The organism is Zavarzinia sp. CC-PAN008, from assembly GCF_051903925.1.
In the GTDB taxonomy this organism is placed as follows: Bacteria; Pseudomonadota; Alphaproteobacteria; order Zavarziniales; family Zavarziniaceae.
The window spans coordinates 3,050,122-3,073,591 of record NZ_CP173678.1 but is presented as its reverse complement, the minus strand read 5'-3'; the positions used below and the strand labels follow the sequence as shown (position 1 = coordinate 3,073,591).

Annotated in this window: 22 protein-coding genes; 18 read left to right on the top strand and 4 right to left on the bottom strand. The window is 69.4% G+C overall.

Annotated elements, in window-relative coordinates:
• Positions 1-61: 61 nt before the first annotated feature.
• Positions 62-1,783 (bottom strand): ATP-binding protein, encoded by a 1,722-nt coding sequence (locus tag ACI6GS_RS14450; RefSeq protein WP_439814156.1) that lies wholly within the window; start codon positions 1,781-1,783, stop codon positions 62-64.
• Between the two features lie 110 nt (positions 1,784-1,893).
• Between ACI6GS_RS14450 and ACI6GS_RS14445 the strand changes: the two genes are divergently transcribed.
• The 3 genes from ACI6GS_RS14445 (at position 1,894) to ACI6GS_RS14435 (ending at position 6,728) form a co-directional block, all read left to right on the top strand.
• Positions 1,894-3,066: a PP2C family protein-serine/threonine phosphatase gene (locus tag ACI6GS_RS14445; RefSeq protein ID WP_439814155.1), complete on the top strand. Its 1,173-nt coding sequence runs from the start codon at positions 1,894-1,896 to the stop codon at positions 3,064-3,066.
• The gene (locus tag ACI6GS_RS14440; protein WP_439814154.1) at positions 3,063-4,964 is read left to right on the top strand and encodes a sensor histidine kinase; all 1,902 of its coding nucleotides are present in this window, start codon (positions 3,063-3,065) and stop codon (positions 4,962-4,964) included. The genes ACI6GS_RS14445 and ACI6GS_RS14440 overlap by 4 nt, the downstream gene beginning before the upstream one ends.
• Before the next feature lie 150 nt (positions 4,965-5,114).
• Positions 5,115-6,728, top strand: coding sequence for a flavin-containing monooxygenase (locus ACI6GS_RS14435; RefSeq protein ID WP_439814153.1), 1,614 nt, complete (start codon positions 5,115-5,117; stop codon positions 6,726-6,728).
• A gap of 36 nt (positions 6,729-6,764) precedes the next feature.
• On the opposite strand, the gene ACI6GS_RS14430 is transcribed toward ACI6GS_RS14435, so the two are convergent.
• Together ACI6GS_RS14430 and ACI6GS_RS14425 are read right to left on the bottom strand one after the other, a co-directional pair.
• The gene (locus ACI6GS_RS14430) at positions 6,765-7,301 is read right to left on the bottom strand and encodes a PaaI family thioesterase (RefSeq protein WP_439814152.1); all 537 of its coding nucleotides are present in this window, start codon (positions 7,299-7,301) and stop codon (positions 6,765-6,767) included.
• A gap of 69 nt (positions 7,302-7,370) precedes the next feature.
• The gene (locus ACI6GS_RS14425) at positions 7,371-8,543 is read right to left on the bottom strand and encodes a DegT/DnrJ/EryC1/StrS family aminotransferase (RefSeq protein ID WP_439814151.1); all 1,173 of its coding nucleotides are present in this window, start codon (positions 8,541-8,543) and stop codon (positions 7,371-7,373) included.
• A gap of 276 nt (positions 8,544-8,819) precedes the next feature.
• On the opposite strand from ACI6GS_RS14425, the gene ACI6GS_RS14420 reads away from it, so the two are divergent.
• The 10 genes from ACI6GS_RS14420 to ACI6GS_RS14375 all read left to right on the top strand — a co-directional run bounded on the left by ACI6GS_RS14420 (position 8,820) and on the right by ACI6GS_RS14375 (position 18,590).
• Positions 8,820-9,410: an SRPBCC family protein gene (locus tag ACI6GS_RS14420; RefSeq protein ID WP_439814150.1), complete on the top strand. Its 591-nt coding sequence runs from the start codon at positions 8,820-8,822 to the stop codon at positions 9,408-9,410.
• Between the two features lie 238 nt (positions 9,411-9,648).
• A complete protein-coding gene (locus ACI6GS_RS14415; RefSeq protein WP_439814149.1) occupies positions 9,649-10,119 on the top strand; it encodes a (2Fe-2S)-binding protein in 471 nt (156 codons plus the stop codon).
• 4 nt (positions 10,120-10,123) lie between these two features.
• Positions 10,124-12,511, top strand: coding sequence for a xanthine dehydrogenase family protein molybdopterin-binding subunit (locus ACI6GS_RS14410; RefSeq protein ID WP_439814148.1), 2,388 nt, complete (start codon positions 10,124-10,126; stop codon positions 12,509-12,511).
• 11 nt (positions 12,512-12,522) lie between these two features.
• Positions 12,523-13,317, top strand: coding sequence for an FAD binding domain-containing protein (locus ACI6GS_RS14405; RefSeq protein ID WP_439814147.1), 795 nt, complete (start codon positions 12,523-12,525; stop codon positions 13,315-13,317).
• Positions 13,314-14,243, top strand: coding sequence for an AAA family ATPase (locus tag ACI6GS_RS14400; RefSeq protein WP_439814146.1), 930 nt, complete (start codon positions 13,314-13,316; stop codon positions 14,241-14,243). Before ACI6GS_RS14405 ends, ACI6GS_RS14400 begins: the two co-directional genes overlap by 4 nt.
• Before the next feature lie 63 nt (positions 14,244-14,306).
• Positions 14,307-15,539, top strand: a complete 1,233-nt coding sequence (locus tag ACI6GS_RS14395) for a vWA domain-containing protein (protein ID WP_439814145.1) — start codon at positions 14,307-14,309, stop codon at positions 15,537-15,539.
• Positions 15,527-15,865, top strand: coding sequence for an XdhC family protein (locus ACI6GS_RS14390; RefSeq protein ID WP_439814144.1), 339 nt, complete (start codon positions 15,527-15,529; stop codon positions 15,863-15,865). Before ACI6GS_RS14395 ends, ACI6GS_RS14390 begins: the two co-directional genes overlap by 13 nt.
• Positions 15,866-16,546, top strand: a complete 681-nt coding sequence (locus ACI6GS_RS14385) for an XdhC family protein (RefSeq protein ID WP_439814143.1) — start codon at positions 15,866-15,868, stop codon at positions 16,544-16,546.
• Positions 16,543-18,171: an NTP transferase domain-containing protein gene (locus ACI6GS_RS14380; protein ID WP_439814142.1), complete on the top strand. Its 1,629-nt coding sequence runs from the start codon at positions 16,543-16,545 to the stop codon at positions 18,169-18,171. The genes ACI6GS_RS14385 and ACI6GS_RS14380 overlap by 4 nt, the downstream gene beginning before the upstream one ends.
• Positions 18,168-18,590, top strand: coding sequence for an iron-sulfur cluster assembly scaffold protein (locus tag ACI6GS_RS14375; RefSeq protein WP_439814141.1), 423 nt, complete (start codon positions 18,168-18,170; stop codon positions 18,588-18,590). The genes ACI6GS_RS14380 and ACI6GS_RS14375 overlap by 4 nt, the downstream gene beginning before the upstream one ends.
• Here the strand turns inward: ACI6GS_RS14375 and ACI6GS_RS14370 are convergent.
• The gene (locus ACI6GS_RS14370) at positions 18,574-19,242 is read right to left on the bottom strand and encodes a phosphatase PAP2 family protein (protein WP_439814140.1); all 669 of its coding nucleotides are present in this window, start codon (positions 19,240-19,242) and stop codon (positions 18,574-18,576) included. The two genes, ACI6GS_RS14375 and ACI6GS_RS14370, sit on opposite strands and share 17 nt — an antisense overlap.
• A 241-nt stretch (positions 19,243-19,483) precedes the next feature.
• On the opposite strand from ACI6GS_RS14370, the gene ACI6GS_RS14365 reads away from it, so the two are divergent.
• Genes ACI6GS_RS14365 through ACI6GS_RS14345 form a run of 5 tightly spaced genes read left to right on the top strand, consistent with a single transcriptional unit; the run spans position 19,484 to position 23,441 of the window.
• A complete protein-coding gene (locus ACI6GS_RS14365; protein WP_439814139.1) occupies positions 19,484-19,648 on the top strand; it encodes a hypothetical protein in 165 nt (54 codons plus the stop codon).
• Positions 19,645-20,814: a lipid-A-disaccharide synthase gene (lpxB, locus tag ACI6GS_RS14360; RefSeq protein ID WP_439814138.1), complete on the top strand. Its 1,170-nt coding sequence runs from the start codon at positions 19,645-19,647 to the stop codon at positions 20,812-20,814. Before ACI6GS_RS14365 ends, lpxB begins: the two co-directional genes overlap by 4 nt.
• Positions 20,815-20,822: 8 nt before the next feature.
• Positions 20,823-21,977, top strand: a complete 1,155-nt coding sequence (locus ACI6GS_RS14355; RefSeq protein ID WP_439814137.1) for a UDP-3-O-(3-hydroxymyristoyl)glucosamine N-acyltransferase — start codon at positions 20,823-20,825, stop codon at positions 21,975-21,977.
• On the top strand, positions 21,970-22,239 hold the full coding sequence (locus tag ACI6GS_RS14350) for an acyl carrier protein (protein WP_439814136.1): 270 nt from the start codon (positions 21,970-21,972) through the stop codon (positions 22,237-22,239). The genes ACI6GS_RS14355 and ACI6GS_RS14350 overlap by 8 nt, the downstream gene beginning before the upstream one ends.
• A gap of 2 nt (positions 22,240-22,241) precedes the next feature.
• Positions 22,242-23,441 (top strand): beta-ketoacyl-[acyl-carrier-protein] synthase family protein, encoded by a 1,200-nt coding sequence (locus tag ACI6GS_RS14345; protein WP_439814135.1) that lies wholly within the window; start codon positions 22,242-22,244, stop codon positions 23,439-23,441.
• The last annotated feature ends 29 nt before the right edge of the window (positions 23,442-23,470 follow it).

Sequence of the window (23,470 nt, the reverse complement as noted above, 5' to 3'; positions counted from 1 at the left end):
GTCGCCCCTCTTCCTGTCGCTGCGGGCCCGATTGCGGGCCGCTTCCTCCCGTGTCCCCGCGTCAGAAGCGCGGGGATTTGGGCAGTATAAGGACGAAAAGTGCGAAGTGCCCCTCCTCACTTTCGACATGAAGCGTGCCGGCATGCTGCCGCACCACCACGTCCCACGCGATCGACAGGCCCAGGCCCGTGCCCTGCCCCGCCGGCTTGGTCGTGAAGAAGGGGTTGAAGATCTTCTCGACGACCTGCGGCGGGATGCCGGTGCCGTTGTCCAGGATCGTGATGGCGACACGGTCGCCCAGGTCGGCGGTATAGACCCAGACGCCTGGCCGGTAGTCGGGCTCGCCCGCCAGTTCGCGCTGGTGCGCGGCATAGCAGGCATTGGTCACGATGTTGAGGACGGCGCGGCTCAACTCCTGCGGCAGGATGGGCACGTCGCCGATGGTCGGGTCCAGGTCGGTCTTCAGCGCCACGCGGAACGTGGCGTCCTGGGCCTTCAGCCCATGATAGGCCAGGGCCGCGAACTGCTCGACCAGGGCATTGAACGGCACTGCCTCGCGCTCGCCATTGCTGGTCCGCGAATGGGTCAGCATGGAGCGGATGATGGCATCCGCCCGCTGCCCGTGCTCCACGACCTTCTGCGCGTTCTGGCGAATGTCGTCCAGCGTGCCGACCAGGTAGTTGCGCTGCGACGGCTGCATCGGTCCGTCCTGCGCGGCCAGTTCGTCGCGCACCTCAGCCGACAGCTCGCCGCACAATTCGGCAAAGTTCTTCACGAAGTTGAGCGGGTTCTTGATCTCGTGGGCGATGCCGGCGGTCAGTTCGCCGAGAGAGGCCATCTTCTCGCGCACGACGAGTTGATTCTGCATGTCCTGCAGCGCGGCCAGCGCTTCCTCCACCTCCCCCTTGCGCTGCCGCAGTTCCGCGGTGCGCTTGGCAACCTCGTCCTCCAGGTGCTGGGAATAGTTCTCGATCTCGCGCTCGGCCCGCTTGCGCTCCTGCACCTCGCGCTCCAGCGCCCGCTTGTCGGAAGCCGATCGCTCGGCCAGTTCCTCCGCCCGCCGCACGCTGCCGCGCAGGCCCCGCAACGTCAGGCCCAGGAGCAGGAGCGAGCCGCTCACCCCCACGCCCATCAGCATGGCCGTGTCCCACAGGCCGGCCTGGGCCTGGTCGGCCATCGCATCCAGCGGCATGTCGATTTCCTGGACGCCGCGCACGTCGCCCACCTTCCAGGTCCGCACCGGGCTGTCGGGATGATGGTTGTGGCAATCGACGCAGGTCTGCTCCATGCGGATCGCCGTGCCGTAGCGCAGCGTGGGCCGGCCCTGGTAGTCCTCGAACCGGAAGAACGGCTGGCCCGGATCGGCGCGCAGGGCGGCGATCGCCTGTCGCTCGAACTCGTCATGCACGCCACCGCCCTGGCGCAGTGGAAAGGGGTAATCGCTCCAGATCCGGACGCGCAGGCCCAGGGCGTTGTCGCTGATCGCCTCGCCCAGGTCGATGGCGAAGGTCGCGGGAATCGGGATCGAATCCGGCTGCGTGCGATAGGCGTGCGTCACCTCCAGCAGGCCGCCGACCCGCCCCACCACCTCGCGGCCATAGAACGCGCGCACCTTGTCCAGCGCATAGGCATAGAACCGGGCGCTTTCCTCGGCATTGGAACGGGCAAGGTTGCCAGCAAGGAAATAGACATGAAGGCCGATGACCACGGCCCCGACAAGCGCCAGCCCCCCAACCACGACGGGGGCCCGCCGGGCCAGGAACAACGACACGCCAGAAGCCATACGCCTACTCCCCGTCCGCCGCTCCGGACCAGCCGCACGGCGCAAGTGCAGCACCTTGACAAACCGGGGGCAATGGCTGGCAATGCGCAACCTCCCAACCCGTTGTGTCCATGCACAAGATCCTCGTAGTCGACGACGAACCGGACGTCGAGTTGATGATCCGGCAGAAGTTCAGGCAGCGCATCCGCAGCGGGGAATGGGACTTCCGGTTCGCCCTCAGCGGAGTGGCCGCGCTTGAGAAGCTGGCCGAGGAGCCGGACATCTCGGCCGTCCTGACCGACATCAACATGCCCGAGATGGACGGCCTGACCCTGCTCACGGCGCTGGGCGGAAAGGGCATGGAGAATCGCTCCGTGGTCATCTCGGCCTATGGCGACATGACGAACATCCGCACCGCGATGAACCGTGGCGCCTTCGACTTCATCACCAAGCCGATCAATTTCGACGACCTGGCGGTGACGATCGAGAAGACCCTGCGTCACGCCGAGCGGATGCAGGAGGCGGACCGCACCATCCGCCAGCTGGAGGCGCTGCGCCGCGAGCTGGAAGTGGCCGCGCACCTGCAGCAGGCGATCCTGCCGCGCAGCTTCCCCACGACCGAGCGCCTGTCCCTGATGGGCCAGATGATCCCGGCCCGGGAAGTGGGCGGCGACTTCCTGGACGTCATCCCCCTGCCGGGCGGACGTTATGGCCTTGTCGTGGCCGATGTCTCGGGCAAGGGCTTGCCAGCGGCGCTGTTCATGGCGGTCGCGCGCACGATCCTGCGTTCGGTCGCCCCCGATTCGGCGACCCCGGCCCAGGCCCTGTCCCGCGCCAACGATCTGCTGGCGGACGAGAACGACAGCCAGATGTTCGTGACCGTCTTCTATGGCGTGTTCGATCCGGCTACGGGCGTGCTGACCTATGCCAATGGCGGGCACAACCTGCCCTATGTCGTGGGCCATGACCGCACGGTGACGCCGCTGGACGAGTCCCCGGGCCTGGTCCTGGGCATCGAGAGCGGCTTCCCGTTCGTCGACGCGGTGTTCCAGCTGGAGCCGGGTGACCTGCTGTTCACCTATACCGACGGCATCACCGAGGCGCACGGCCAGGACGGCAGCCTGTATGGGGATGCGCGCCTGATGGACCTGCTTGCCCGGCTTGAAAGCACCGACCCGGCGGCGACGATCCGCACGGTGATCGCCGCCGTCCAGGCCCATGCCGATCGCCAGCCGCAAAGCGACGACATGACCTGCCTCGCCCTCTACTGGCCGGGTCCCGGCGCACCCGGGTCGCCAGTGTGAGCGACCACGCCGTCGTCCGCTGGACCGGTCGCTTTGCCGATCCGGCGCTCGAACGGCGTGCCCTGGTCGCGCAATGGCCGCAGACCGCGCGGTCGATCCGCCTTGCGGCGCTGATCTTCGGTGCGCTGTTCGTGCTGCTTGGCCCGGGTGGCCTGATCGGTCCATCCCTCTCGCTGCGCGAACTTGCGGTGCGCCTGGCCGTCGCGGTCGCCGCGGCCGGCGTGTTCCTGGGCGCCCGCGCCAGCCGCCCCAGCCGGGCGACGGACCTTGCCCTGTTCGCCTTCGAGCTGGCGATCGCCGGCGCGGTCCTGTTCGGCGTCGCCCACGCCACCAATTCGCTGGACCAGTCGGCGATCCCGGTCCTGATGGTGATGCTGGCCTTCTTCGTCTTCATCCCCGGCGACCTCCTGCTCACGACCGTCGCGGCCCTCAGCCTGTCGGCGGGATTCCTGCTCATCGGGCACGAGGTGATGGACGCGCCGCGCGGTCACCTGGCCTCGATCGGCCGGCACCTGCTGATCGTGAACGCGCTGGGCTACATCTTCGCCCATCGCGTGGCGGCGGCCCAGCGCGGCGCCTGGCTGCAACTTGAACGCCAGGTGGAGGCGCGCCAGGCGCTGGAGCACGAGATCGAACAGCGCCAGGCGGTGGAGCGCGAGCTGCGCCACAGCGAGGCGAACCTGAAGCGGCTGTTCGATGCCTCCCCCGTCCCGCTGGTGCTCAGCGCGCTGCCCGGCGGACAGCCCATGACCGCCAACCAGGCGGCGCTGGAGCACCTGCGCATCCATGGCGACAATCTTCCCGGGCTCCAGGTCCGCGACCTCTTCGTGGATGGCGCCAAGCTGGACGAGATCGCGGCCCGACTGGAATCGAACCAGGTGGCGGCCGGCATCGAGGCGGAGGTGCAGCGCCCCGACGGGACACGCTCCTGGGTCCTGCTGGCCTGCATCCTGGTCGAGTTCGATGGCCGCCCGGCGCTGATCACCGGCTATTCCGACATCACCGCCCGGCGCGAGCAGGAACAGGCGGTGGCGGACGCGCGCAACAAGGCGGAGGCCGCCCTGGGCGAGCTGGCCAAGGCGCAGACCAGCCTGATCCAGACCGAGAAGCTGGCGGCCCTCGGCTCGCTCGTCGCCGGCGTCGCGCACGAGATCAAGAACCCCCTGAACTTCGTCAACAACTTCTCCGACATCTCGCGCGAGTTGCTGGGCGACCTCCGCCAGGTGCTGCGGGCGCCGCTGGCCGCCCTGCCCCAGGCCGAACGCGAGGACGCGGAGGCGCTGCTGGACGACCTTGACGGCAACCTGGCGCGCATCGCGGACCATGGCCGCCGGGCCGACGGCATCGTGCATGGCATGCTGGACCATGCGCGGACCGACGCCGGAGAGCGGCGGCCCGTCGACGTGCCCCATTTCATCAAGGAGTTCGTGACGCTCGGCTACCAGGGTGTGCGCTCCCAGCATCGCAACCTGACCGTCGCGATCACGTTCGACCTGGATCCGGCGGGGGCCCGCATCACCTTCGTGCCGCAGGACATGAGCCGGGTCGTGCTGAACATCGTGACCAACGCCTGCCAGGCCATGGCCGGCAAGCAGGAGGCGGAGCCGACCTACCAGCCGGCGCTGGCCGTCTCGACCCGCCTGGTCGATGGGATGATCGAGCTGGTCTTTGCCGACAACGGGCCCGGCATTCCCCAGGCGATCCGCGAGCACATCTTCGAGCCGTTCTTCACGACCAAGCCCGCGGGCTATGGCACCGGCCTGGGCCTGTCGATCGCCTTCGACATCGTCGTGCAGAAGCATGGCGGGCGCCTGGCCGTACACGACAATCCGTCAGGCGGCGCGATCTTCGTCGTCGCCCTGCCGCTGGAGGCCGCGGCCGACCCCTCCGTCGCCTGAGCGCCGTCTCATCAACCCGGTCGCCGCCACGTGGCGGAATCGTATCGTCAGGTCCCGCTGCCTTGTGCAGAATGCTGGCCAATCGGCGCGTCCGCCCGCGAGCGGCCGCGTACAGCCAAGAACCCCAGCGGGGACACGGGAGAGAACGACATGGCGGAAGCGGTGCAGCGATTCGACGTGGTGGTGGTGGGAGCCGGCTTTTCCGGCCTGCACATGCTGCACAACCTGCGCAATCGCGGCTTCAGCGTCCGCGTGCTGGAGGCGGGCAGCGGACTGGGCGGCACCTGGTACTGGAACCGCTATCCCGGCGCGCGCGTCGACATCGTCAGCCAGGAATATTCCTTCTCCTTCTCGCCCGAGCTTGAGAACGAGTGGGAGTGGAGCGAGAAGTACGCGACGCAGGAAGAACTCCTGCGCTATGCGAACCATGTCGCCGACCGCTTCGACCTGCGCAAGGACATCCAGTTCGAGACCCGGGTCCTGAGCGAGACTTTCGACGAACAAAGCAATCGCTGGATCGTCAAGACGGACAAGGGCGATGTGATCTCTGCCCGCTATTGCGTGATGGCGACCGGCTGCCTGTCGGTGCCGAAGGACGTCGACATCCCCGGCGCCGCGCGGTTCAAGGGCCCGACCTACCGAACCAGCCGCTGGCCGCACGAAGGGGTCGACTTCACGGGCAAGACCGTGGCCGTAATCGGCACCGGATCGTCGGCGATCCAGTCGATCCCGGAAATCGCCAAGCAGGCCAAGCACCTGACGGTGTTCCAGCGGACCCCCAATTTCAGCCTGCCGGCGCACAACGCGCCCGCCGATCCCGAGGAGGTGCGGGCCTGGCGCGAGAATCGTGTCCAGTTCCGGACCGAGGCCCGGGCCCAGGGCTTCGGCCAGCGCTTCATCGACGAATCGGACAAGGCCTGGGCCGACGTGCCGGCCGACCAGCGCCGCACGGTGATGGAGGAGCGCTGGGCCAAGGGTGGCTTCGCCCTGGGCGGTTCGTTCGCCGACCTGATCACCGACAAGGCGGTGAATGATGAAGTGTCGGAGTTCGTGCGCGAGAAGATCCGCTCCATCGTCAAGGATCCGGAGAAGGCAGAGGTGCTGTCGCCGCGCAACCACGCCCTGTTCACCAAGCGGCCCTGCGTCGATACGGACTATTTCGCGACCTATAACCGCGACAATGTCAGCCTGGTCGACCTGAAGAAGACCCCGATCGAGACGATCACCGAGACCGGCGTGCGGACGACGCAGCAGGACTACGACGTGGACGTGATCGTCTATGCCATTGGCTTCGACGCGATGACCGGCGCACTCAATGCGATCGACATTCGCGGCCGCGGCGGCCAGTCCCTGAAGGACCGCTGGGCCGAAGGGCCAAAGACCTATCTGGGCCTGACGGTTGCGGGCTTCCCCAACCTGTTCCTGGTGACCGGGCCGGGGAGCCCGTCGGTCCTGTCGAACATGATGGTGTCGATCGAGCAGCACGTCGACTGGATCACGCAATGCCTCGGCTACATGGCCGACCGGCAGCTGGGCCTGATCGAGCCGACGCCCGAGGCGGAAAGCGCGTGGGTCGAGCATGTGAACGAGGTCGCCCACACCACCCTCTATCCCCAGGCGGATTCCTGGTACATGGGCGCCAACGTGCCGGGCAAGCCGCGGGTGTTCATGCCCTATATCGGCGGCGTGCCGCTCTATCGCGAGAAGTGCGACGCCATCGCGGCGGAGGGCTATTCGGGCTTCACCCTGGCCCCGGCCCCCTGAGGCGGTACTCCCTGAGCGGTTGCGTCGGGCCGGCCCTCAGGCCCGGCCCTCAAGCAACGTGAACGTGCCCACTGCGTGGACGGCCAGGCGGCCCTCGCCGTCCCGCACCTCGCCCTCCAGATAGGCATTGCGCCGGGACTGGTTCAGCACCCGCCCCTCGGCCCGGATGGAACCCGACGCGACCGTCAGCGGGCGCAGGAAGGTCAGCTTCAGGTCCAGCGTCACGAAGCCCTGCCCCGGGGGCAGCGTGGTGTGCAGCGTGCACCCCATCACCGTGTCGAGCAGCGTCGCCGCGGCGCCGCCGTGCAGCATGCCGAGCGTGTTCTCCAGGCTCTGCTCCGGGTCCAGTTCCATCGCGACATGGCCGCGTTCCACCAGGACGCACCGGAATCCGACCAGCCGCGCCATCGGCGGCGGCGGCAGACGGCCGTCGCGAATGGCCTCCATGATCTGCAGCCCGCTCAGGCCCGAACTTGCGGCGCGCACCGCGGCCGGATCCTGCCACGTGACCATGCGCTCGCGGGTCAGGCTTGAATCGGTGGGATCGACCGTTTGCGGATGATCGAACGGCATAGGGCACCTCCATCGGCGCCCCTTTATATGATGATCGTCATAATATCGTCAACAGGGCATGGCCCGGCCTCAGGCGCCCGCCCGCAAGGTCCGCACCAGGGCGTCGCAGACCCGGTCCACGTCGTCGTCCGTCATGTCGGCGTGGATGGGCAGGCTCAGCACCTGGGCGCACAGGTCCTCGCTCACCGGCAGCGAACCTTCCCGCTCCCCGTGCATGCGATAGGCCGGCTGCAGGTGCATGGGCCTGGGATAGTAGACGGCGGTCGGCACGCCGGCGTGGTCCAGAACCTGGCGCACCGCGTCCCGCTCGGCCACGCGAATCGTGTAGTAGCCCCAGGAGCAACGCAGGCCGGGCGGCCGCAGCGGCGTCTGGACGAGGCCGGTCAGGCGCGCATCATAGCGGTCGGCAATGCCGGCCCGGGCCTCGATCTCGGCGTCAAAGGCGGTCAGCTTCGCCAGCAGGATGGCAGCCTGGATCGTGTCCAGGCGGCCATTGATGCCCAGGCGGACGATGTCGTAGCGGACCTCGCCCCGGCCGTGCTCGCGAATCGAGCGGAGGACCGCCGCAGTCCCCTCGTCGTCGCAGAACAACGCACCCCCGTCGCCGAAGCAGCCAAGGGGCTTCGTCGGATAGAAGCTGGTCGCCGTGATCGGGGCCAGCGCCCCCACCGCCACGCCATGCAGGCGTCCGCCAAAGCTCTGGGCGGCATCGCCCACGACGGCCAGTCCGGCCTGGTCGGCCAGCTTGCGGATGGCGGCATAGTCGGCGGGCAGGCCGAACAGGTCCACGGGAATCACCGCGGCCGGGCGCAGGTGGCCGCGCTCGGCCACCCGCTTCAACTGGATGGCCAGATCGTCGACCGACAGGGTCATGCGCAGGGGATCGACGTCGACGAAGACAGGGCTCGCCCCCGTGACGAGCACGGCCTCGGCCGTCGCGGTGAACGTGAAGGCGGGCACGAACACGGCATCGCCCGCGCCAATGCCCAGGGCCATCAGCGCCATACGCAGGGCGTCCGTCCCGCTGCCCACGGCTATCGCGTTCGTCACCCCGGCGCGGCCCGACAGCGCCCGTTCCAGTTCGCCGACTTCCGTGCCCATGATGAAGTCGCCGCGCGCCAGGACGGCTGCGATGCGCGCGTCGATCATCGGCTTCAGCCGCGCGTACTGGGCCTTGAGATCGACAAAGGCAAGCGGCGGACCCTTGGCGGCGATGCCCAGAAGGGCGCGATTGTGCGGCACGGCATCCCCGAACGACTGACTGGCTGTGCAGTCTACCGCGCCTGGGGGCCGGAACGGGAGCACGCGTGAACGGGTGCGCGGGTTCCTGCCGCCCTCTGGCGACCCGTCCCTTTGTGCGGTGCGCCATGCCGCACTGCGCTGGATGCTGGCCCCCGTTGCGCTTTCACCTCGCGACAAGGCGCCGCCTTTGCGGCAAAGACTAGACCGGATCCAGCCGCGGCGCGGCCCGCAAGGCCCGGGGCCCCGCCAGGCAAAAGGGCGACAGGAGAACAGCACATGGACATGAGCGGCGAATACCGCATCCCGGCCCCCCGCGAACGGGTCTGGCAGGCCCTCAATGACCCCGAGGTGCTGAAGGCCTGCATTCCCGGCTGCGAGAGCCTGACCGGAACGCCGCCCGACCCGCTGGAAGCAACGGTCGCGGCAGCGGTCGGCCCGGTGAAGGCACGCTTCAAGGGCAAGGTGACCTTCACGGACGTGAAGCCGCTCGAGGGCTACACCCTGAATGGCGAGGGCCAGGGCGGACCTGCCGGTTTTGCCAAGGGCTCGGCCATCGTGGCGCTTCGCGAGGAAGGGCCGGAGACTGTTCTGACCTACACCGTCAAGGCGACGATCGGCGGCAAGCTGGCCCAGATCGGCGCACGGCTGATCGACGGCGTTGCCAAGAAGAATGCCGACGAGTTCTTTGCCGCGTTCGCCAAGGCCGCGACGCCCCCGGCGCCCGTCGTCGCCGCACCTGCACCAGCCGCCGCCCAGGGCCCGGTGGAGGTGCTGGAGCCGGCCCCCCCGGGTCTGGCACCCGCCGTCTGGATCGGCGGCCTGCTTCTGGTGACGGCAATCGCGCTGGTCCTGATCACCGTCCTGTAGCGCGTCCCCGCGGGGGCGGCCGCCAGGCTGTCCCCGCGGCCAACCGTTCGCCGTCCCGTGCGAAACGTTATTCCCAATTGGATACAACGACTTACATCTCCCCCAATTGGCTAGGGCCTTTCCTGCCGAGAGCGCTTGACCGAGGGCGAGCCCTCCCCCGACACTCCGCCAAAGCAGGCGGGAAGGCCGGGCCGCCGCCGCAAGGCGCGTTTGCGGACCTGCGATCGAGGGAGTGACCATGTCGAAATCCGTATCCATGACGGTGAACGGGAAGTCCGTTTCCGCGGAAGCCGAGCCGCGCACGTTGCTGGTTCAGTTCCTGCGCGAGAAGCTGGGCCTGACCGGCACCCATGTCGGCTGCGACACCAGCCAGTGCGGCGCCTGCGTCGTTCACGTCGACGGCATTGCGGTGAAGTCGTGCACTTTCCTGGCGGTCCAGGCCGAAGGGGCCCAGGTCACCACGATCGAAGGTCTGGCCAAGGACGGCCAGCTGCATCCGATGCAGGCGGCGTTCAAGGAGAATCACGGCCTGCAGTGCGGCTTCTGCACGCCCGGCATGATCATGTCGGGCATCGACATCGCCCGCCGCATCCCGAACCTGGACGAGCACACGGTGCGCGAGCAGCTGGAAGGCAACCTGTGCCGCTGCACCGGCTACCACAACATCGTGAAGTCGATCCTGGCCGGTGCCGAGGCGATGGGGAAATGATGCCATGCCCGATGACGCCACGCCGACGCAGGGGATCGGTGCTGCCGTCCTTCGCAAGGAGGACCAGCGCTTCATAACGGGCCGGGGTCGCTATACCGACGACCTCAAGGTGGCTGGGCAGGCGCATGCGGCGTTTGTCCGCTCGCCCCACGCCCATGCCCGCATCCGCGGGGTGGACACGGCCGAGGCGGCGGCGATGCCGGGTGTCGTCGGCATCCTGACCGGCGCCGACATGGCCGCGGACAAGCTGGGCGGCCTGATCTGTGGCTGGATGATCCATTCCAAGGACGGCTCGCCGATGAAGGCGCCGGCCCACCCGTCGCTGGCGCATGACAAGGTACGCTATGTCGGCGATGCGGTCGCCATCGTGGTGGCCGACAGCCAGGCTCAGGCCCGCGCCGCGGCAGAGGCGGTCGTCGTCGACTATGAGGAATTGCCGGCGGTGGTCGCCACGGCGACGGCGCGGAACAGCGCCGTGCTGGTCCACGACGATGTGCCCCACAACCTATGCTATGAATGGGAGATCGGCGACAAGGCCGCGACCGAGGCAGCCTTTGCCAAGGCCGACAAGGTGATCGCCCTCGACCTGGTCAACAACCGCCTGGTCCCGAACGCGATGGAACCGCGTGCGGCCATCGGCGAGTACGAGCCCGGAACCGACAGCTTCACCCTGCATACGACCAGCCAGAATCCGCATGTGGCGCGCCTGGTCCTGTCGGCCTTTGTCGGCATCGCGCCGGAGCACAAGCTGCGGGTGGTGGCACCCGATGTGGGTGGCGGCTTTGGCTCCAAGATCTTCATCTATGCCGAGGAGACGTCCTGCCTGTGGGCGTCGAAGCGCCTGGGCCGGCCGGTCAAGTGGACGAGCGACCGGGCCGAGGCCTTCCTGACCGACTGCCATGGCCGCGACCACGTCACCCATGCCGAACTGGCGGTGGACAAGGACGGCCGCTTCCTGGGCTTCCGGGTCAAGACGATCGCCAACATGGGCGCCTATCTCTCGACCTTTGCGTCGTCGGTGCCGACCTATCTTTATGGCACCCTGCTGGCCGGGCAGTACGCGACGCCCGCGATCTATTGCGAGGTCGACGCCGTCTTCACCAACACGACGCCGGTCGATGCCTATCGCGGGGCCGGCCGGCCGGAAGCGACCTACCTGATCGAGCGCATCGTGGAGGTCGCGGCGCGTGAACTGAACCTTGACCCGGCCGAGTTGCGCCGGCGCAACTTCATCACGGTCGACCAGTTCCCCTACCAGACGCCGGTCGCCCTGACCTACGATACCGGCGACTACTTCGCCTCGCTGGACAAGGCGCAAGGGATCGCGGACGTCGCGGGCTTTGCCGCGCGCAAGGCGAAGTCGGCTGCCAACGGCAAGCTGCGCGGCCTGGGCTACTCGACCTATATCGAGGCTTGCGGGCTCGCCCCGTCACGCGTCGCGGGGCAGCTGGGCGCCGGCGTCGGCCTCTTCGAATCGGCGCAGGTCCGCTTCAACCCGACCGGCAACGTCCAGGTCTTCACCGGCACCCACAGCCACGGCCAGGGGCACGAGACGACCTTTGCCCAGGTCGTAGCCTCCACCCTCGGCGTGCCGGTCGAGAACGTCGACGTCGTGCATGGCGACACGGCCAAGGTGCAGTATGGACTTGGCACCTATGGCTCGCGCTCGCTGGCCGTCGGTGGCTCGGCCCTGGTCAAGGCGTGCGAGAAGATCATCGCCAAGGGGCGCAAGATCGTCGCCTATCGCATGGAAGCGGCGCTGGAGGATATCGAGTTCAAGGACGGCGTCTTCCGCGTGGCCGGCACCGACAAGCAGATGACGATGGCAGAGGTCGCCTTTGCCGCGTATGTGCCCCACAATTATCCGCTGGAGGAGCTGGAGCCGGGCCTGGACGAGAATGCGTTCTATGACCCGCTCAACTTCACCTATCCCGCAGGCTGCCATATCTGCGAGGTGGAGATCGATCCCGACACGGGCGTGGTCCGCATTGATCGCTTCACCGCGGTGGACGATTTCGGCCGGATCATCAACCCCATGATCGTGCACGGCCAGGTCCATGGCGGCATCGCGCAAGGGGTGGGCCAGGCCCTGCTGGAAGGGGCCATCTACGACCAGGAGTCGGGCCAGCTTCTGACCGGCTCGTTCATGGACTATTGCATGCCGCGCGCCGACGACCTGCCCAGCTATGACCTGGGCTTCACCGAGACGCCCTGCACGCACAATCCACTGGGGGTCAAGGGTTGTGGCGAGGCCGGTGCCATCGCCTCGCCGCCGGCTGTCATCAACGCCATCACGGATGCGATCGGCATCCGCCACCTGGACATGCCGGCCACGCCGGAACGCGTCTGGCGAGCCGTTCAGGCCAGCCGCGTCGCCCAGGCCGCAGAATAAGGGAGCACGCCATGTACGAATTCGAATACCACCGTCCGAAAAGCGTCGCCGACGCCGTCTCGCTCCTGGGTGACAAGTCGGATCCCAAGGTCCTCTCCGGCGGAATGACCCTGATCCCGACGCTGAAGCAGCGCCTGGCAGCACCGTCCGACCTGGTCGACCTGGGTGCCATCGCCGATCTCAAGGGCATCAGCGTCAGCGGCAACACGGTGAAGATCGGCGCGATGACGACCCATGCCACGGTCGCCGCCTCCGCCGAAGTGGCCAAGGCGATCCCTGCTTTGGCCAAGCTGGCGGGTGGCATCGGCGATCCGCATGTGCGCCATCGCGGCACGATCGGCGGCTCGATCTCCAACAACGACCCCTCCGCCGACTATCCGGCCGCCCTGGTCGGCCTGGGCGCCACGGTCCACACCAACACCCGTGACATCGCGGCGGACGACTTCTTCGTCGGCATGTTCACGACAGCGCTTGAGCCGGGTGAGATCGTCACCGCGATCAGCTTCCCCGTGCCGGAAAAGGCGGGCTACGCAAAGTTTCCCAACCCCGCCTCGCGCTATGCCGTGGTGGGCGTCTTCGTGGCAAAGACGGCCGGCGGCGTGCGCGTCGCAGTGACGGGTGCGGGCCCGTGTGTCTTTCGCGCGAGCGCGATGGAAGCGGCGCTGGCGTCGAACTTCTCGGCCGATGCGGTCGCCAACGTGAAGATCGCAGCGGACGAGTTGAACAACGACCTCCATGCCAGCCGCGAATACCGCGCCCACCTCGTGACCGTGATGGCAAAGCGCGCCATCGCCTCCGCAGCGTGAGCGGCGGGAACCTGGGCACCGCCCTCCCCCGCTCCATCGACGAGACCCTGGCTCTCCTTCAGAGCCAGGGCTACGTCGCCGAGCGCAGCCTTGCCACGACCCTCTTCCTGGCTTTCGCCCTCAAGCGGCCCTTGCTGCTGGAGGGGGAGGCCGGCGTGGGCAAGACCGAGATCGCCAAGGTCCTGGCCTCCGGCCTGGGCCGCCGCCTCGTGCGTCTGCAATGCTACGAGGGGCTGGACCTCTCCACGGCGGTCTACGAGTGGAACTATGCCGGCCAGATGCTGGAAATCCGCCTGGCCGAGGCGACGGGCCAGCACGACCGTGGCGCCATCGAGCGCGGCATCTTCTCCGAAAAGTTCCTGATCCGCCGTCCCCTGCTCGACGCGCTGCAGCCGGACGCCGCGGGTGCCCCCATCCTGCTGATCGACGAACTCGACCGCACGGACGAACCGTTCGAGGCGTTCCTGCTCGAACTGCTGGCCGATTTTCAGGTGACGATCCCGGAGCTTGGCACGATCAAGGCACCCGAGCCGCCCATCGTTATCGTGACGTCCAACCGCACGCGCGAGATTCACGACGCGCTGAAGCGGCGCTGCCTATATCACTGGGTCGACTACCCGAATGCGGCCCGCGAACTGGCCATCGTCCACGCCAAGGTGCCGGGCATCGGCGCGAGGCTTTCACAGGAAGTCGTGGCCGTGGTCCAGCGCCTGCGCCAGAAGGACCTGTTCAAGCTCCCCGGCGTGGCCGAGACGCTGGACTGGGCCACCGCTCTCCAGGCGCTCGACAAGGTCTCCCTCGACCCGCAGGCGATCGACGACACGCTGGGCGTCCTCCTGAAATACCAGGACGACATCGCCCGCATGAAAGGCACCGCCGCCGCCCAGTTGCTGGCAGATGTGAGGGCTGAGGTCGGAGCGGAATAGCCGCCCCGCCCATTCGGCTCCCTTGCCCCCGGGGAAGGTGAGGCGCCATGTTTGGCGCCAGCCATGAACGCCATCGCCGCCGACTCCCTGCCCCAGGACCCGCCCCGCCGGTTGGCGGAGAACGTGGTGCATTTTGCCCGCGTGCTGCGCGCGGCCGGCATGCCCGTGGGTCCGGGCCGCGTGATCGACGCGCTGAAGGCGGTGGAGCTGGTCGGCCTGGACCGGCGCGAGGACCTGTTCTGGACGCTGCATACGACGCTGGTCGACCGGCACGAGCACAGCGCCCTGTTCGCCCAGGCCTTCACCATCTTCTGGCGCAATCCGCAGCTGCTGGAGCGCGCCATGGCCATGCTCCTGCCCCAGGTCCGGCAGGACGGCCCCCCGGAGGAATCCGAGACGCTGCGCCGCCTGGCCGAGGCGATGGCCCCCGCCCAGGAGCAGACGCGCAAGGACGAGCAGGAGCAGGAGCGGATCGAGGTCGATGCGACCCTCACCTTCTCCGACAAGGAACTGCTCTACGCCCGTGATTTCGAGGCGATGGGCCTGGCCGAGCTGGCGGAGGCCAAGGCCGCGATGAAGCGGCTGGCCATGCCCCTGTCCGAGGTGCCGACGCGGCGCTGGGATCGCGATCCCCGCGGCAAGCGCATCGACTTCCGCGCCAGCATGCGGGCCAGCCTGCGCAGCGGCGGGCGCGACCTGCTGATCGTGCGCCAGGAACGGCGCATGGTGCCGCCGCCGCTGGTCGCCCTGTGCGACATATCCGGGTCGATGGAACGCTATTCCAGGGTCCTGCTGCACTTCCTTCATGCTCTGTCGCAGCAGCGCGAGCGGGTGCACAGCTTTGTCTTCGGCACCCGCCTAACCAACATCACGCGCCAGTTGAAGCACCGCGACATCGACGACGCGCTGGCCCGCGTTGCGGCATCGGTCGAGGACTGGTCGGGCGGCACGCGGATCGCCGTGACGCTCGCCAACTTCAACCGCCTGTGGTCCAGGCGCGTGCTGGGCCAGGGCGCGGTGGTGCTGCTGATCACCGATGGCCTGGACCGCGATGCCGGCCAGGGCCTGGAGCCGGAGATGGAGCGGCTGCAGAAGTCCTGCCGCCGCTTGGTCTGGCTCAACCCCCTGCTGCGCTACGAAGGGTTCCAGCCCAAGGCGCTGGGTATCCGCGCCATGCTGCCCCATGTCGACGACTTCCGCCCCGTGCACAACCTCAACGCCCTGACCGACCTGGTCGCGGCACTCAGCCGCCCGCCCGGCACCGAATCGAGGGAACCCGCCCCATGGACGACCTGACCGCCTATGACGACCGCGACACGATCCTGAACCAGGTGGCCGCCTGGCGTGCCGAGGGCAGGCAAGCGGCCATCGCCACCGTCGTGTCCACCTGGGGCTCCGCCCCGCGCCAGGCCGGCAGCCAGCTGGCGGTCGATGGAGAGGGCAAGTTCATCGGCTCCGTCTCCGGCGGCTGCGTCGAGGGGGCCGTGATCGGCGAGGCGCTCGCCGCAATGGCCGACGGCAAGCCCCGCTTGCTGGAATTCGGCGTGGCCGACGAGGATGCCTGGGCCGTGGGCCTCGCCTGTGGCGGCACGATCAAGGTCTTTGTCGAGCGGGTGGACTGAATGAAGGCCGAGACCCTTGAGCGCCTGACGGCGGCCCGCGCCCAGAAGCGCGCGATCGTCCTGGCGACGCACCTGACGAGCGGGGACGAGCGCCTGATCGGCCCCGACGACCGCACCGATCCACTTTACGAGCAGGCGATGGCGGCGCTGCGCGATGACCGCAGCCAGCCGGTGGAGACGGCCGACGGGACCTGGTTCCTCAATGCCTTCAACCCGCCCTTGCGCCTGGTCATCATCGGCGCCGTGCACATCGCGCAGCCGCTGATCGCCCTGGCCCGGATTGCGGGGTACGAGCCGATCGTGGTCGATCCGCGCCGTGCCTTTGCCAGCCCGGAGCGATTCCCCGGCATTCGCCTGTCCAACGACTGGCCGGACGAGGCGCTGGCCGCCCTGGACCTCGACGCCCGCACCGCCGTCGTAGCCCTGACCCATGATCCCAAGCTGGACGATCCCGGCCTGCGCCTGGCGATCAGCTCCCCTGCCTTCTATGTGGGGGCGCTTGGCAGCCGCAAGACGCACGAGCGGCGCTGCCAGCGGCTGCGCGAGGCCGGCGCCACGAATGATGAGATCGCGCGCATTCGGGGACCCATTGGCCTCGCCATCGGGGCCAAGACGCCAGCGGAGATCGGCGTCTCGATCCTGGCGGAGATGACGGGCTTCCTGCGGGGCACCCATTCGTGAGGTTCGGTCCCGTCAGGATCGAGGAGGCCGAGGGCGCGATCCTGGCCCATGGCATCAGCGCCGGCACGGCGCGGTTCAAGAAGGGCCGCATCCTCTCCGCTGCCGACTGCAGCGCTCTTGCCCAGGCCGGCATTGCCGAGGTTGTCGCCGCGCGCCTTGACGACGGTGATGTGGCCGAGGATCAGGCCGCGCGCGAACTGGCCGCTGCCCTGGCCGGGCCACATGCGGTTCCCAACGCCCCCTTTACCGGCCGTGCCAACCTCTATGCCGAGGCAGCCGGCCTGGTCCTGGTCGACGCGGCCACGATCGCCGCGGTCAACGCGGTGGATGAGGCCCTGACCGTCGCCACCCTTGCGCCCTTCGAACGGGTCGACGCGCGGCAGATGCTGGCGACGATCAAGGTCATTCCCTTTTCCGCCCCCCGCACTGCGCTGGACGCCACGCTGGCGGCGGCACGGGCGCGACCCGGCGCAGTCGCCCTGGCGCCGTTCCGGGCGCTGACCATCGGCCTGGTCTCGACCGTGCTGTCGGGGACGAAGGCATCGGTCCTGGACAAGACCGAACAGGCTGTTGCGGGCCGCACCGGCCCGCTGGGCTGCACCCTGCTGCCGCCCCTGCGCGTCGCGCACGAAGCCCAACCCATCGCGGAGGCCGTGCGCGCGCTGGTCGCGCAAGGGGCCGCCATCGTCCTGGTCTTCGGCGCCAGCGCCATCGTCGACCGGCGCGATTCGATCCCCGCCGGGATCGAGGCCGCGGGCGGCGTGGTCGAGCGCTTCGGCATGCCGGTCGATCCCGGCAACCTGCTTCTGCTCGGCCGCCTGGGCACGGTTCCCGTCGTCGGCCTGCCGGGATGTGCCCGCAGCCCAAAGCGCAACGGCTTCGACTTCGTGCTGGAGCGCCTGGTGGCGGGCCTGCCGGTGGGCGACACAGAAATCGCAGGCATGGGCGTCGGCGGCCTGTTGAGCGAGATCCCGACCAGGCCCCAGCCGCGCGACGGCAGCGCCAGCATGGTCCAGCGCGCACCCCGCATCGCCGCGGTGGTGCTCGCCGCCGGTCGCTCCAGCCGCATGGGCGGCCCCAACAAGCTGGTCGCCGACGTGCACGGCAGCGCCATGGTGGCCCGCGTGGTCGACGCCGCGCTCGCCTCCGACGCCGGCCCTGTCCTGGTCGTCACCGGCCATCAGGCCGAGAGCGTCCGCGCGGCTCTTGGCGATCGTCCCGTGACCTTTGTCCACAACCCGCACGCGGCGCAGGGCCTGTCGACCTCGCTGAAGGCGGGGATCGCGGCTCTGCCGGGCGATGTCGATGGCGCCATCGTCCTGCTGGGCGACATGCCGCGCGTGAGCGCGGGCCATATCGACACGCTGATCGCCGCCTTCAACCCGGTGGAGGGGCGCGCCATCTGCGTGGCGACCCACAATGGCAAGCGGGGCAACCCGGTCCTGTGGGGCCGGGACTTCTTCGCCGCCATGGCCGGGATCGAAGGCGACGTCGGCGCCAAGCACCTGATCGGCGCCAATGCCGACCTGGTCTGCGAAGTGGCGCTGGACCGCGCCGTGCTGACCGACATCGACACGCCAGAGGCGCTGGCCGCCCTGCTGCAGGACGACACGGGTACCCCATGAGCGATCTCTACAAGACCGACCTGATGCGCTGGGCGGGCGATGCCCACGGCGCCGGCCGCCTGGACGAACCCCGCGTCACGGCCACGCGCGACAATCCCCTGTGCGGCGACCGCGTCACCATGGACATCCGCTGCGACGCGGCGGGTCATGTCACCGACCTCGCCCAGGACACGCGGGCCTGCGTCCTGTGCCAGGCCAGTGCTTCCATCGTGGGGCAGGCCGCCCCGGGCACCGACGCGGCCGAGGTTGCGGCGACGCTCGATGCCCTGCGCGCGTTCCTGCGGGAGGGCGGACCTGCGCCGGAGGGCCGCTTTGCCGCCCTGTCCGTCTTTGCCCCCGTGGCGCCGCACCGCAGCCGCCACGTGTGCGTCTTCCTGCCGTTCGAGGCGCTGAAGGAGGCCCTCACCGCACGCGCATGAGCCGCGCCAGGGCGAGCACGACGGCAACGCAGATCAGCCCCGCCAGGGCCACGTCGGAGGCGAAATGGCCGCCCTGGACCATGCGCATGCCGCCGGTGACCAGGCCGAAGGCCAGCGCCGCGACCGCCCCCCGCCGTCGCCAGCCGGCCGGCAGAAGCAGTGCCAGCGACAAGGTCGTGAACGCCGTCGCGGCGTGGCCCGAGGGCATGGAGCAGTTGCGGACGCACTGGTCGGCCCTCTGCCACCAGGGGGTGAAGGTTGCCTGGCCGCCATAGGCGACCACCTCCCGTGGCCGGGCCCGGCCCCAATGGTCCTTGAACCCCGCCTCCACGATCAGGCCGGGCCCAAGGGCGAAGCTCAGCACCACGAAGGCCGCGCGACGGGCATCCAGGCCAAGCCAGCGCCCCCCGCGCCACCAGGCAAGCAGGCCCAGCAGCGCCGCCCCCGCGATCACCGCGTACTGCCCCGCCTGCATGTGGCGGTAGAGCGGCGACAGCCAGCCGCCATCGGGCATGAACCCACCCCCGGCAAGGCGTCGCACCAGGTCGGTCAGCCCGAGGTCCAGGGTGGGCCACGCCGCCGTCGCCCCGGCCACGCCGATCAGGGCCGCCAACAGCCCCAGTCCCCAGGTCCCGAATATCTGACGCAGCATGCCGACCTCTTGTCCTGCCCACGGCCCAGGGTGCACCAGGATCCTTCGAGACGCTCCTCAGGGTGACGGACCTTGGGAATGGCGGAGAAGAATCACCGGGGTCATGCTGAGAAGCGGCGCACAGGGACGCGTCTCGGAGCATCAATCCCAACGCCCACGCCGTCGGCGACTCATCCCACCCGCAAGAGCGCGCCGGATTTGGTGTGAAACCGCAGCGGAATCGGGTCATGGTCGGCCACGCATGGGCGTCACCCTTTCCTTCAACACGCGGCGGGCGGAACTGGCCTTCTGCGTCCTTTACCAGCTGGAGTACCGGCCGGTCCTGAGCCGCTGGCGCACCGAGGTGGAGGCGGGCTTCATCGCCAAGTTCCTTTGCTTCGTCGTGCGCGGCATCCGCACGCTGTGACCGGGGCGACCATCCTGCTGGTCGCGGGCGAGGCGTCGGGCGACCAGATCGGCGGGCGCCTGATCGCTGCCCTGCGCCAGCAGGGATATGACCGGTTCATCGGCGTGGGTGGCCCGGCCATGGCGGCGCAGGGCCTGGTGTCCGCGTTCGACTTCGCCGAGCTCAGCCTTGTCGGCGTGAGCGAGGTCCTGCGCCACATCCCCAACGTCGCCCGCCGCGCGCGGCAGGTCGCGGCCCTGGCCCGGGCCGAACGACCCGCGGCAGTCGTCTTCATCGACGTCAGCGGCTTTGCCCGGATGACGGCGAAGCGCCTTGCGGGCAGCGGCCTGCCGGTCGTGCAGGTCAAGGCCCCGCATGCCTGGGCCTATTGGCCGCGCCGCGCCCATGCCATGCGCCGCCACTTCGCGCAGGTCCTGGCCATCCTGCCGTTCGAGCCGGCGTTCTTTGCCCGCTATGGGGTAGCGTGTACCTTCATCGGCCACCCGTCGCTGGAATCCGGGGCTGGCCACGGCGATCGCGCCGCATGGCGAACCCGGCACGGCATTGGCGCGCACGATTCCGTGGTCCTGCTTCTGCCCGGCAGCCGGGGGAGCGAGGTGCGCTGGTCCCTGCCCCTGTTGCGCCGGACCGCGGACCTGCTCCACGCGCAGGACCCTGGCCTGGTCTTCGTCGCCACGACCATCGAGCCCGTTGCGGCGCGCGTGGCGCAGGCGATGGCGCGCTGGCCGGCGCGGGTGATCCTGGAGACGGACCCGGCCGCCCGCTTCGACGCGATGGCGGCGGCCGATGTCGCCGCGGCGGTGGGCGGGACCGTGACGGTGGAGCTGGCGCTGGCCGGCGTCCCGCATGTGATGGCCTATCGCGTGTCGCCACTGACTGCCGCCATTGCCCGGCGGGCGCTGCGGATCCGGCACTACACCATCGCCAACCTGCTGCTGGAACGGGAAGCCGTGCCGGAACTGGTGCAGGAAGCGCTCAGCCCGGAGGCGCTGGCCGCCGCGACCTGGCGCCTGCTGGCGACGCCCGCTGCACGGGCGCGGCAACTGGCCGACTTCGCCGAGTTGGCGCGCCGGCTGAGCGCGGGGGCGCCGCCGTCGGTCACGGCGGCGCGCCTGATCACCGATCTGGCGCGGGCGGTGGACCGCCCTCCACCACCGCCGCTATAAGGGCGCGCATGAGCGATGGCGCAACCGGTCCGGCCTTCCGGCTCGACACCCTGGCCGCCCTGATCGGGGCAGAGCTGGTGGGCGCGCCCGCGATGATCGTGCGGGGCATCAGCCCGCCGCACCTGGCCGGACCTGAGCACCTGGCAATCGCAATCGAACCCGGCGCCGTGGCGGCGCTGGGTCGGGGTACCGCCCGTGCCGCCCTGCTGGTCGCCGGCACCGCGATGCCGGAGGGGCTTAAGGCGGCGCTGCTGGTGTCCCATGGCCGTGTCGGCTTCGCCCGCGCGACCCAGGCCTTTGCCCCGGTGGAGGGTGCACCCGGCATCGATCCCAGCGCCGTCATCGCCCCCGATGCCGTGCTGGCCGAGGGCGTCTGCGTGGGCGCCCTGGCCGTGATCGGCGCGGGCGCGGAGATCGGCCCGGGCACGATCGTGATGGCCCAGGCGACGATCGGGCCGGCCGCCCGCCTGGGGGCCGATTGCGTCGTCCATTCCGGTGCCCGCATCGGCGCCCGCGTGGTGCTGGGCGACCGGGTGCGGGTGTTTGCCAATGCCGTCCTGGGGGCGGAGGGCTTCTCCTACGTCACGGTCGAGCCCAACGCCGTCGACCGCCAGCGCGGAGCAAAGGCTGCGGCGCACCCGTCGGCCGGCGGACAGCGCCCCGTGGCGGTGCGGTCGCTGGGCACCGTGATCGTGGGCGACGATGTCGACGTCGGCGCCTGCACCACGATCGACCGGGCGACGCTGGACGCCACCCGCATCGGATCGGGCACGAAGCTGGACGACCACGTTCATGTGGGCCACAACTGCCGCATCGGTCGGGACGGGCTGATCTGCGGCATGGTTGGCCTGTCGGGCAGCGTGGTGATCGGCGATCGCGTCGTCCTGGCCGGCGGCGTGGGCGTCGCCGACCATGTGTCGATCGGGGACGACGTCCTGGTCCTGGGCGGCTCGGGCGTCGCGGGCGACATTCCGGCCGGCAGCGTGTACGGTGGCTACCCCGCCGCACCCCAGGCCGAAAAGGTGCGGGAGTTGATGAACCTCAAGCGAATCGAGCGCTTGCTGCGGGAAGTACAGGACCTGAAGAGCCGGCTGGCGCGCGTGGAGCGGACGCCGGGTCAGGCCGGGTCCGGGGGCGAAGACAGGACAGGATCGAATGGCTGAGGTTGCCGACCCGATCGAGGCGCAGATCCTCGACATCATTGCCAAGGAACTGAAGCGCGACCGCGACAGCCTGCGGCTGGACGCGACCTTTGCGGAGCTGGAGATCGACAGCCTGGACGTGATCGAGGTCGTCTTCCGGATCGAGGAGACGTTCGACATCTACGTTCCCACGGCCGACGAGTCGTTCAAGCTCGAGAACCTCCGCGATGTGGTCGAGGGCGTGAAACGCCTGATCGCGGAGAAGGACGCCGGCGCATCCTGACCATGCGCCGCGTCGCGATCACCGGGGTCGGGGCCATGTCCGCCCTGGGCTTGGACCATCCCGCCATGAAGGCGGCACTTGCCGCCGGCCGCCCCGCGATCGGGCCGATCGAGGGCGATGTCGCGCAACTGGCAGGACCCAAGGCTGCGGGCCAGGTCCGTGGCTTCGACCCCCTCGCCCATTTCGAGGAACGCCGCCTCTCGACCCTGGACCGCGTCTCTCAGTTCGCGGTCGTGACCGCGCGGGAGGCCCTTGCCGCCTCGGGCCTGGTGGCGGAGCCGTCGCGCACCGCCGTGGTGATCGGCACCGGCGCAGGCGGCCTGGTCACGATCGACGAATCCTACAAGCGGCTCTACGCCGACAAGAACCAGCGCCCGCACCCGTTCTCGGTGCCGAAGCTGATGGTCAGTGCCGCCGCCAGCCAGGTCTCGATGGACCTGGGACTGACGGGGCCTGCCTTCGTCCTGTCCAGCGCGTGCTCCTCCGCCAACCACGCCCTGGGCGAGGCGCTGTGGCTGATCCGCTCCGGCCGTGCCGATGCGGCGCTGGCGGGCGGCACGGAAGCGCCGCTGACCAATGGCACGCTGCGCGGCTGGGATGCCTTGCGCGTCATGGCGCCCGACACCTGCCGCCCCTTCTCCAAGGGGCGAAAGGGCATGATCCTGGGCGAAGGGGCCGCCGTCTTCGTGCTGGAAGAATGGGAAGCGGCAAAGCGGCGTGGCGCCAACATCCTGGCCGAACTCGCGGGCTATGGCCTCAGCGCGGACGCCGCCGACCTGGTCGCCCCGTCCCAGGCGGGGGCGGAGGCTGCGATCCGCGGGGCCATCGCGGATGCTGGGCTGGGCCTGTCCGACATCGGCTATATCAACGCCCACGGCACGGGCACGCCGCTCAACGATCCCACGGAGTCGGCGGCGATCCGCGCGATCTTCGGGGCCTCGACCGACCGCCTGCCCGTGTCGTCCACCAAGTCGATGCACGGCCATGCCCTGGGGGCGGCCGGCGCCCTGGAACTGGTCGCGGCGCTGCTGGCGCTGACGGACGGCGTGATTCCCCCCACCGCCAACTTCCTGGAGCCTGATCCCGCCTGCCCGCTCGACGTCGTGCCGAACGAGCCGCGCCGCGCCGAGGTCCGCGCCGCCCTGTCCAACTCCTTCGCCTTTGGCGGCCTCAACGCGGTCCTTGCCCTGCGCAAGGCGTGATGCCGGCGCAGCGCGCCAAAGCAGCACGC

Coding starts and splice junctions, on each gene's coding strand:
- ACI6GS_RS14410 (WP_439814148.1), top strand. CDS start 10,124: ATGCCCGATGACGCCACGCCGACGCAGGGGATCGGTGCTGCCGTCCTT.
- ACI6GS_RS14350 (WP_439814136.1), top strand. CDS start 21,970: ATGGCTGAGGTTGCCGACCCGATCGAGGCGCAGATCCTCGACATCATT.
- ACI6GS_RS14385 (WP_439814143.1), top strand. CDS start 15,866: ATGAAGGCCGAGACCCTTGAGCGCCTGACGGCGGCCCGCGCCCAGAAG.
- ACI6GS_RS14420 (WP_439814150.1), top strand. CDS start 8,820: ATGGACATGAGCGGCGAATACCGCATCCCGGCCCCCCGCGAACGGGTC.
- ACI6GS_RS14445 (WP_439814155.1), top strand. CDS start 1,894: ATGCACAAGATCCTCGTAGTCGACGACGAACCGGACGTCGAGTTGATG.
- ACI6GS_RS14370 (WP_439814140.1), bottom strand. CDS start 19,242: ATGCTGCGTCAGATATTCGGGACCTGGGGACTGGGGCTGTTGGCGGCC.
- ACI6GS_RS14375 (WP_439814141.1), top strand. CDS start 18,168: ATGAGCGATCTCTACAAGACCGACCTGATGCGCTGGGCGGGCGATGCC.
- ACI6GS_RS14430 (WP_439814152.1), bottom strand. CDS start 7,301: ATGCCGTTCGATCATCCGCAAACGGTCGATCCCACCGATTCAAGCCTG.
- ACI6GS_RS14395 (WP_439814145.1), top strand. CDS start 14,307: ATGAACGCCATCGCCGCCGACTCCCTGCCCCAGGACCCGCCCCGCCGG.
- ACI6GS_RS14415 (WP_439814149.1), top strand. CDS start 9,649: ATGTCGAAATCCGTATCCATGACGGTGAACGGGAAGTCCGTTTCCGCG.
- ACI6GS_RS14390 (WP_439814144.1), top strand. CDS start 15,527: ATGGACGACCTGACCGCCTATGACGACCGCGACACGATCCTGAACCAG.
- ACI6GS_RS14435 (WP_439814153.1), top strand. CDS start 5,115: ATGGCGGAAGCGGTGCAGCGATTCGACGTGGTGGTGGTGGGAGCCGGC.
- ACI6GS_RS14345 (WP_439814135.1), top strand. CDS start 22,242: ATGCGCCGCGTCGCGATCACCGGGGTCGGGGCCATGTCCGCCCTGGGC.
- ACI6GS_RS14405 (WP_439814147.1), top strand. CDS start 12,523: ATGTACGAATTCGAATACCACCGTCCGAAAAGCGTCGCCGACGCCGTC.
- ACI6GS_RS14450 (WP_439814156.1), bottom strand. CDS start 1,783: ATGGCTTCTGGCGTGTCGTTGTTCCTGGCCCGGCGGGCCCCCGTCGTG.
- ACI6GS_RS14365 (WP_439814139.1), top strand. CDS start 19,484: ATGGGCGTCACCCTTTCCTTCAACACGCGGCGGGCGGAACTGGCCTTC.
- ACI6GS_RS14355 (WP_439814137.1), top strand. CDS start 20,823: ATGAGCGATGGCGCAACCGGTCCGGCCTTCCGGCTCGACACCCTGGCC.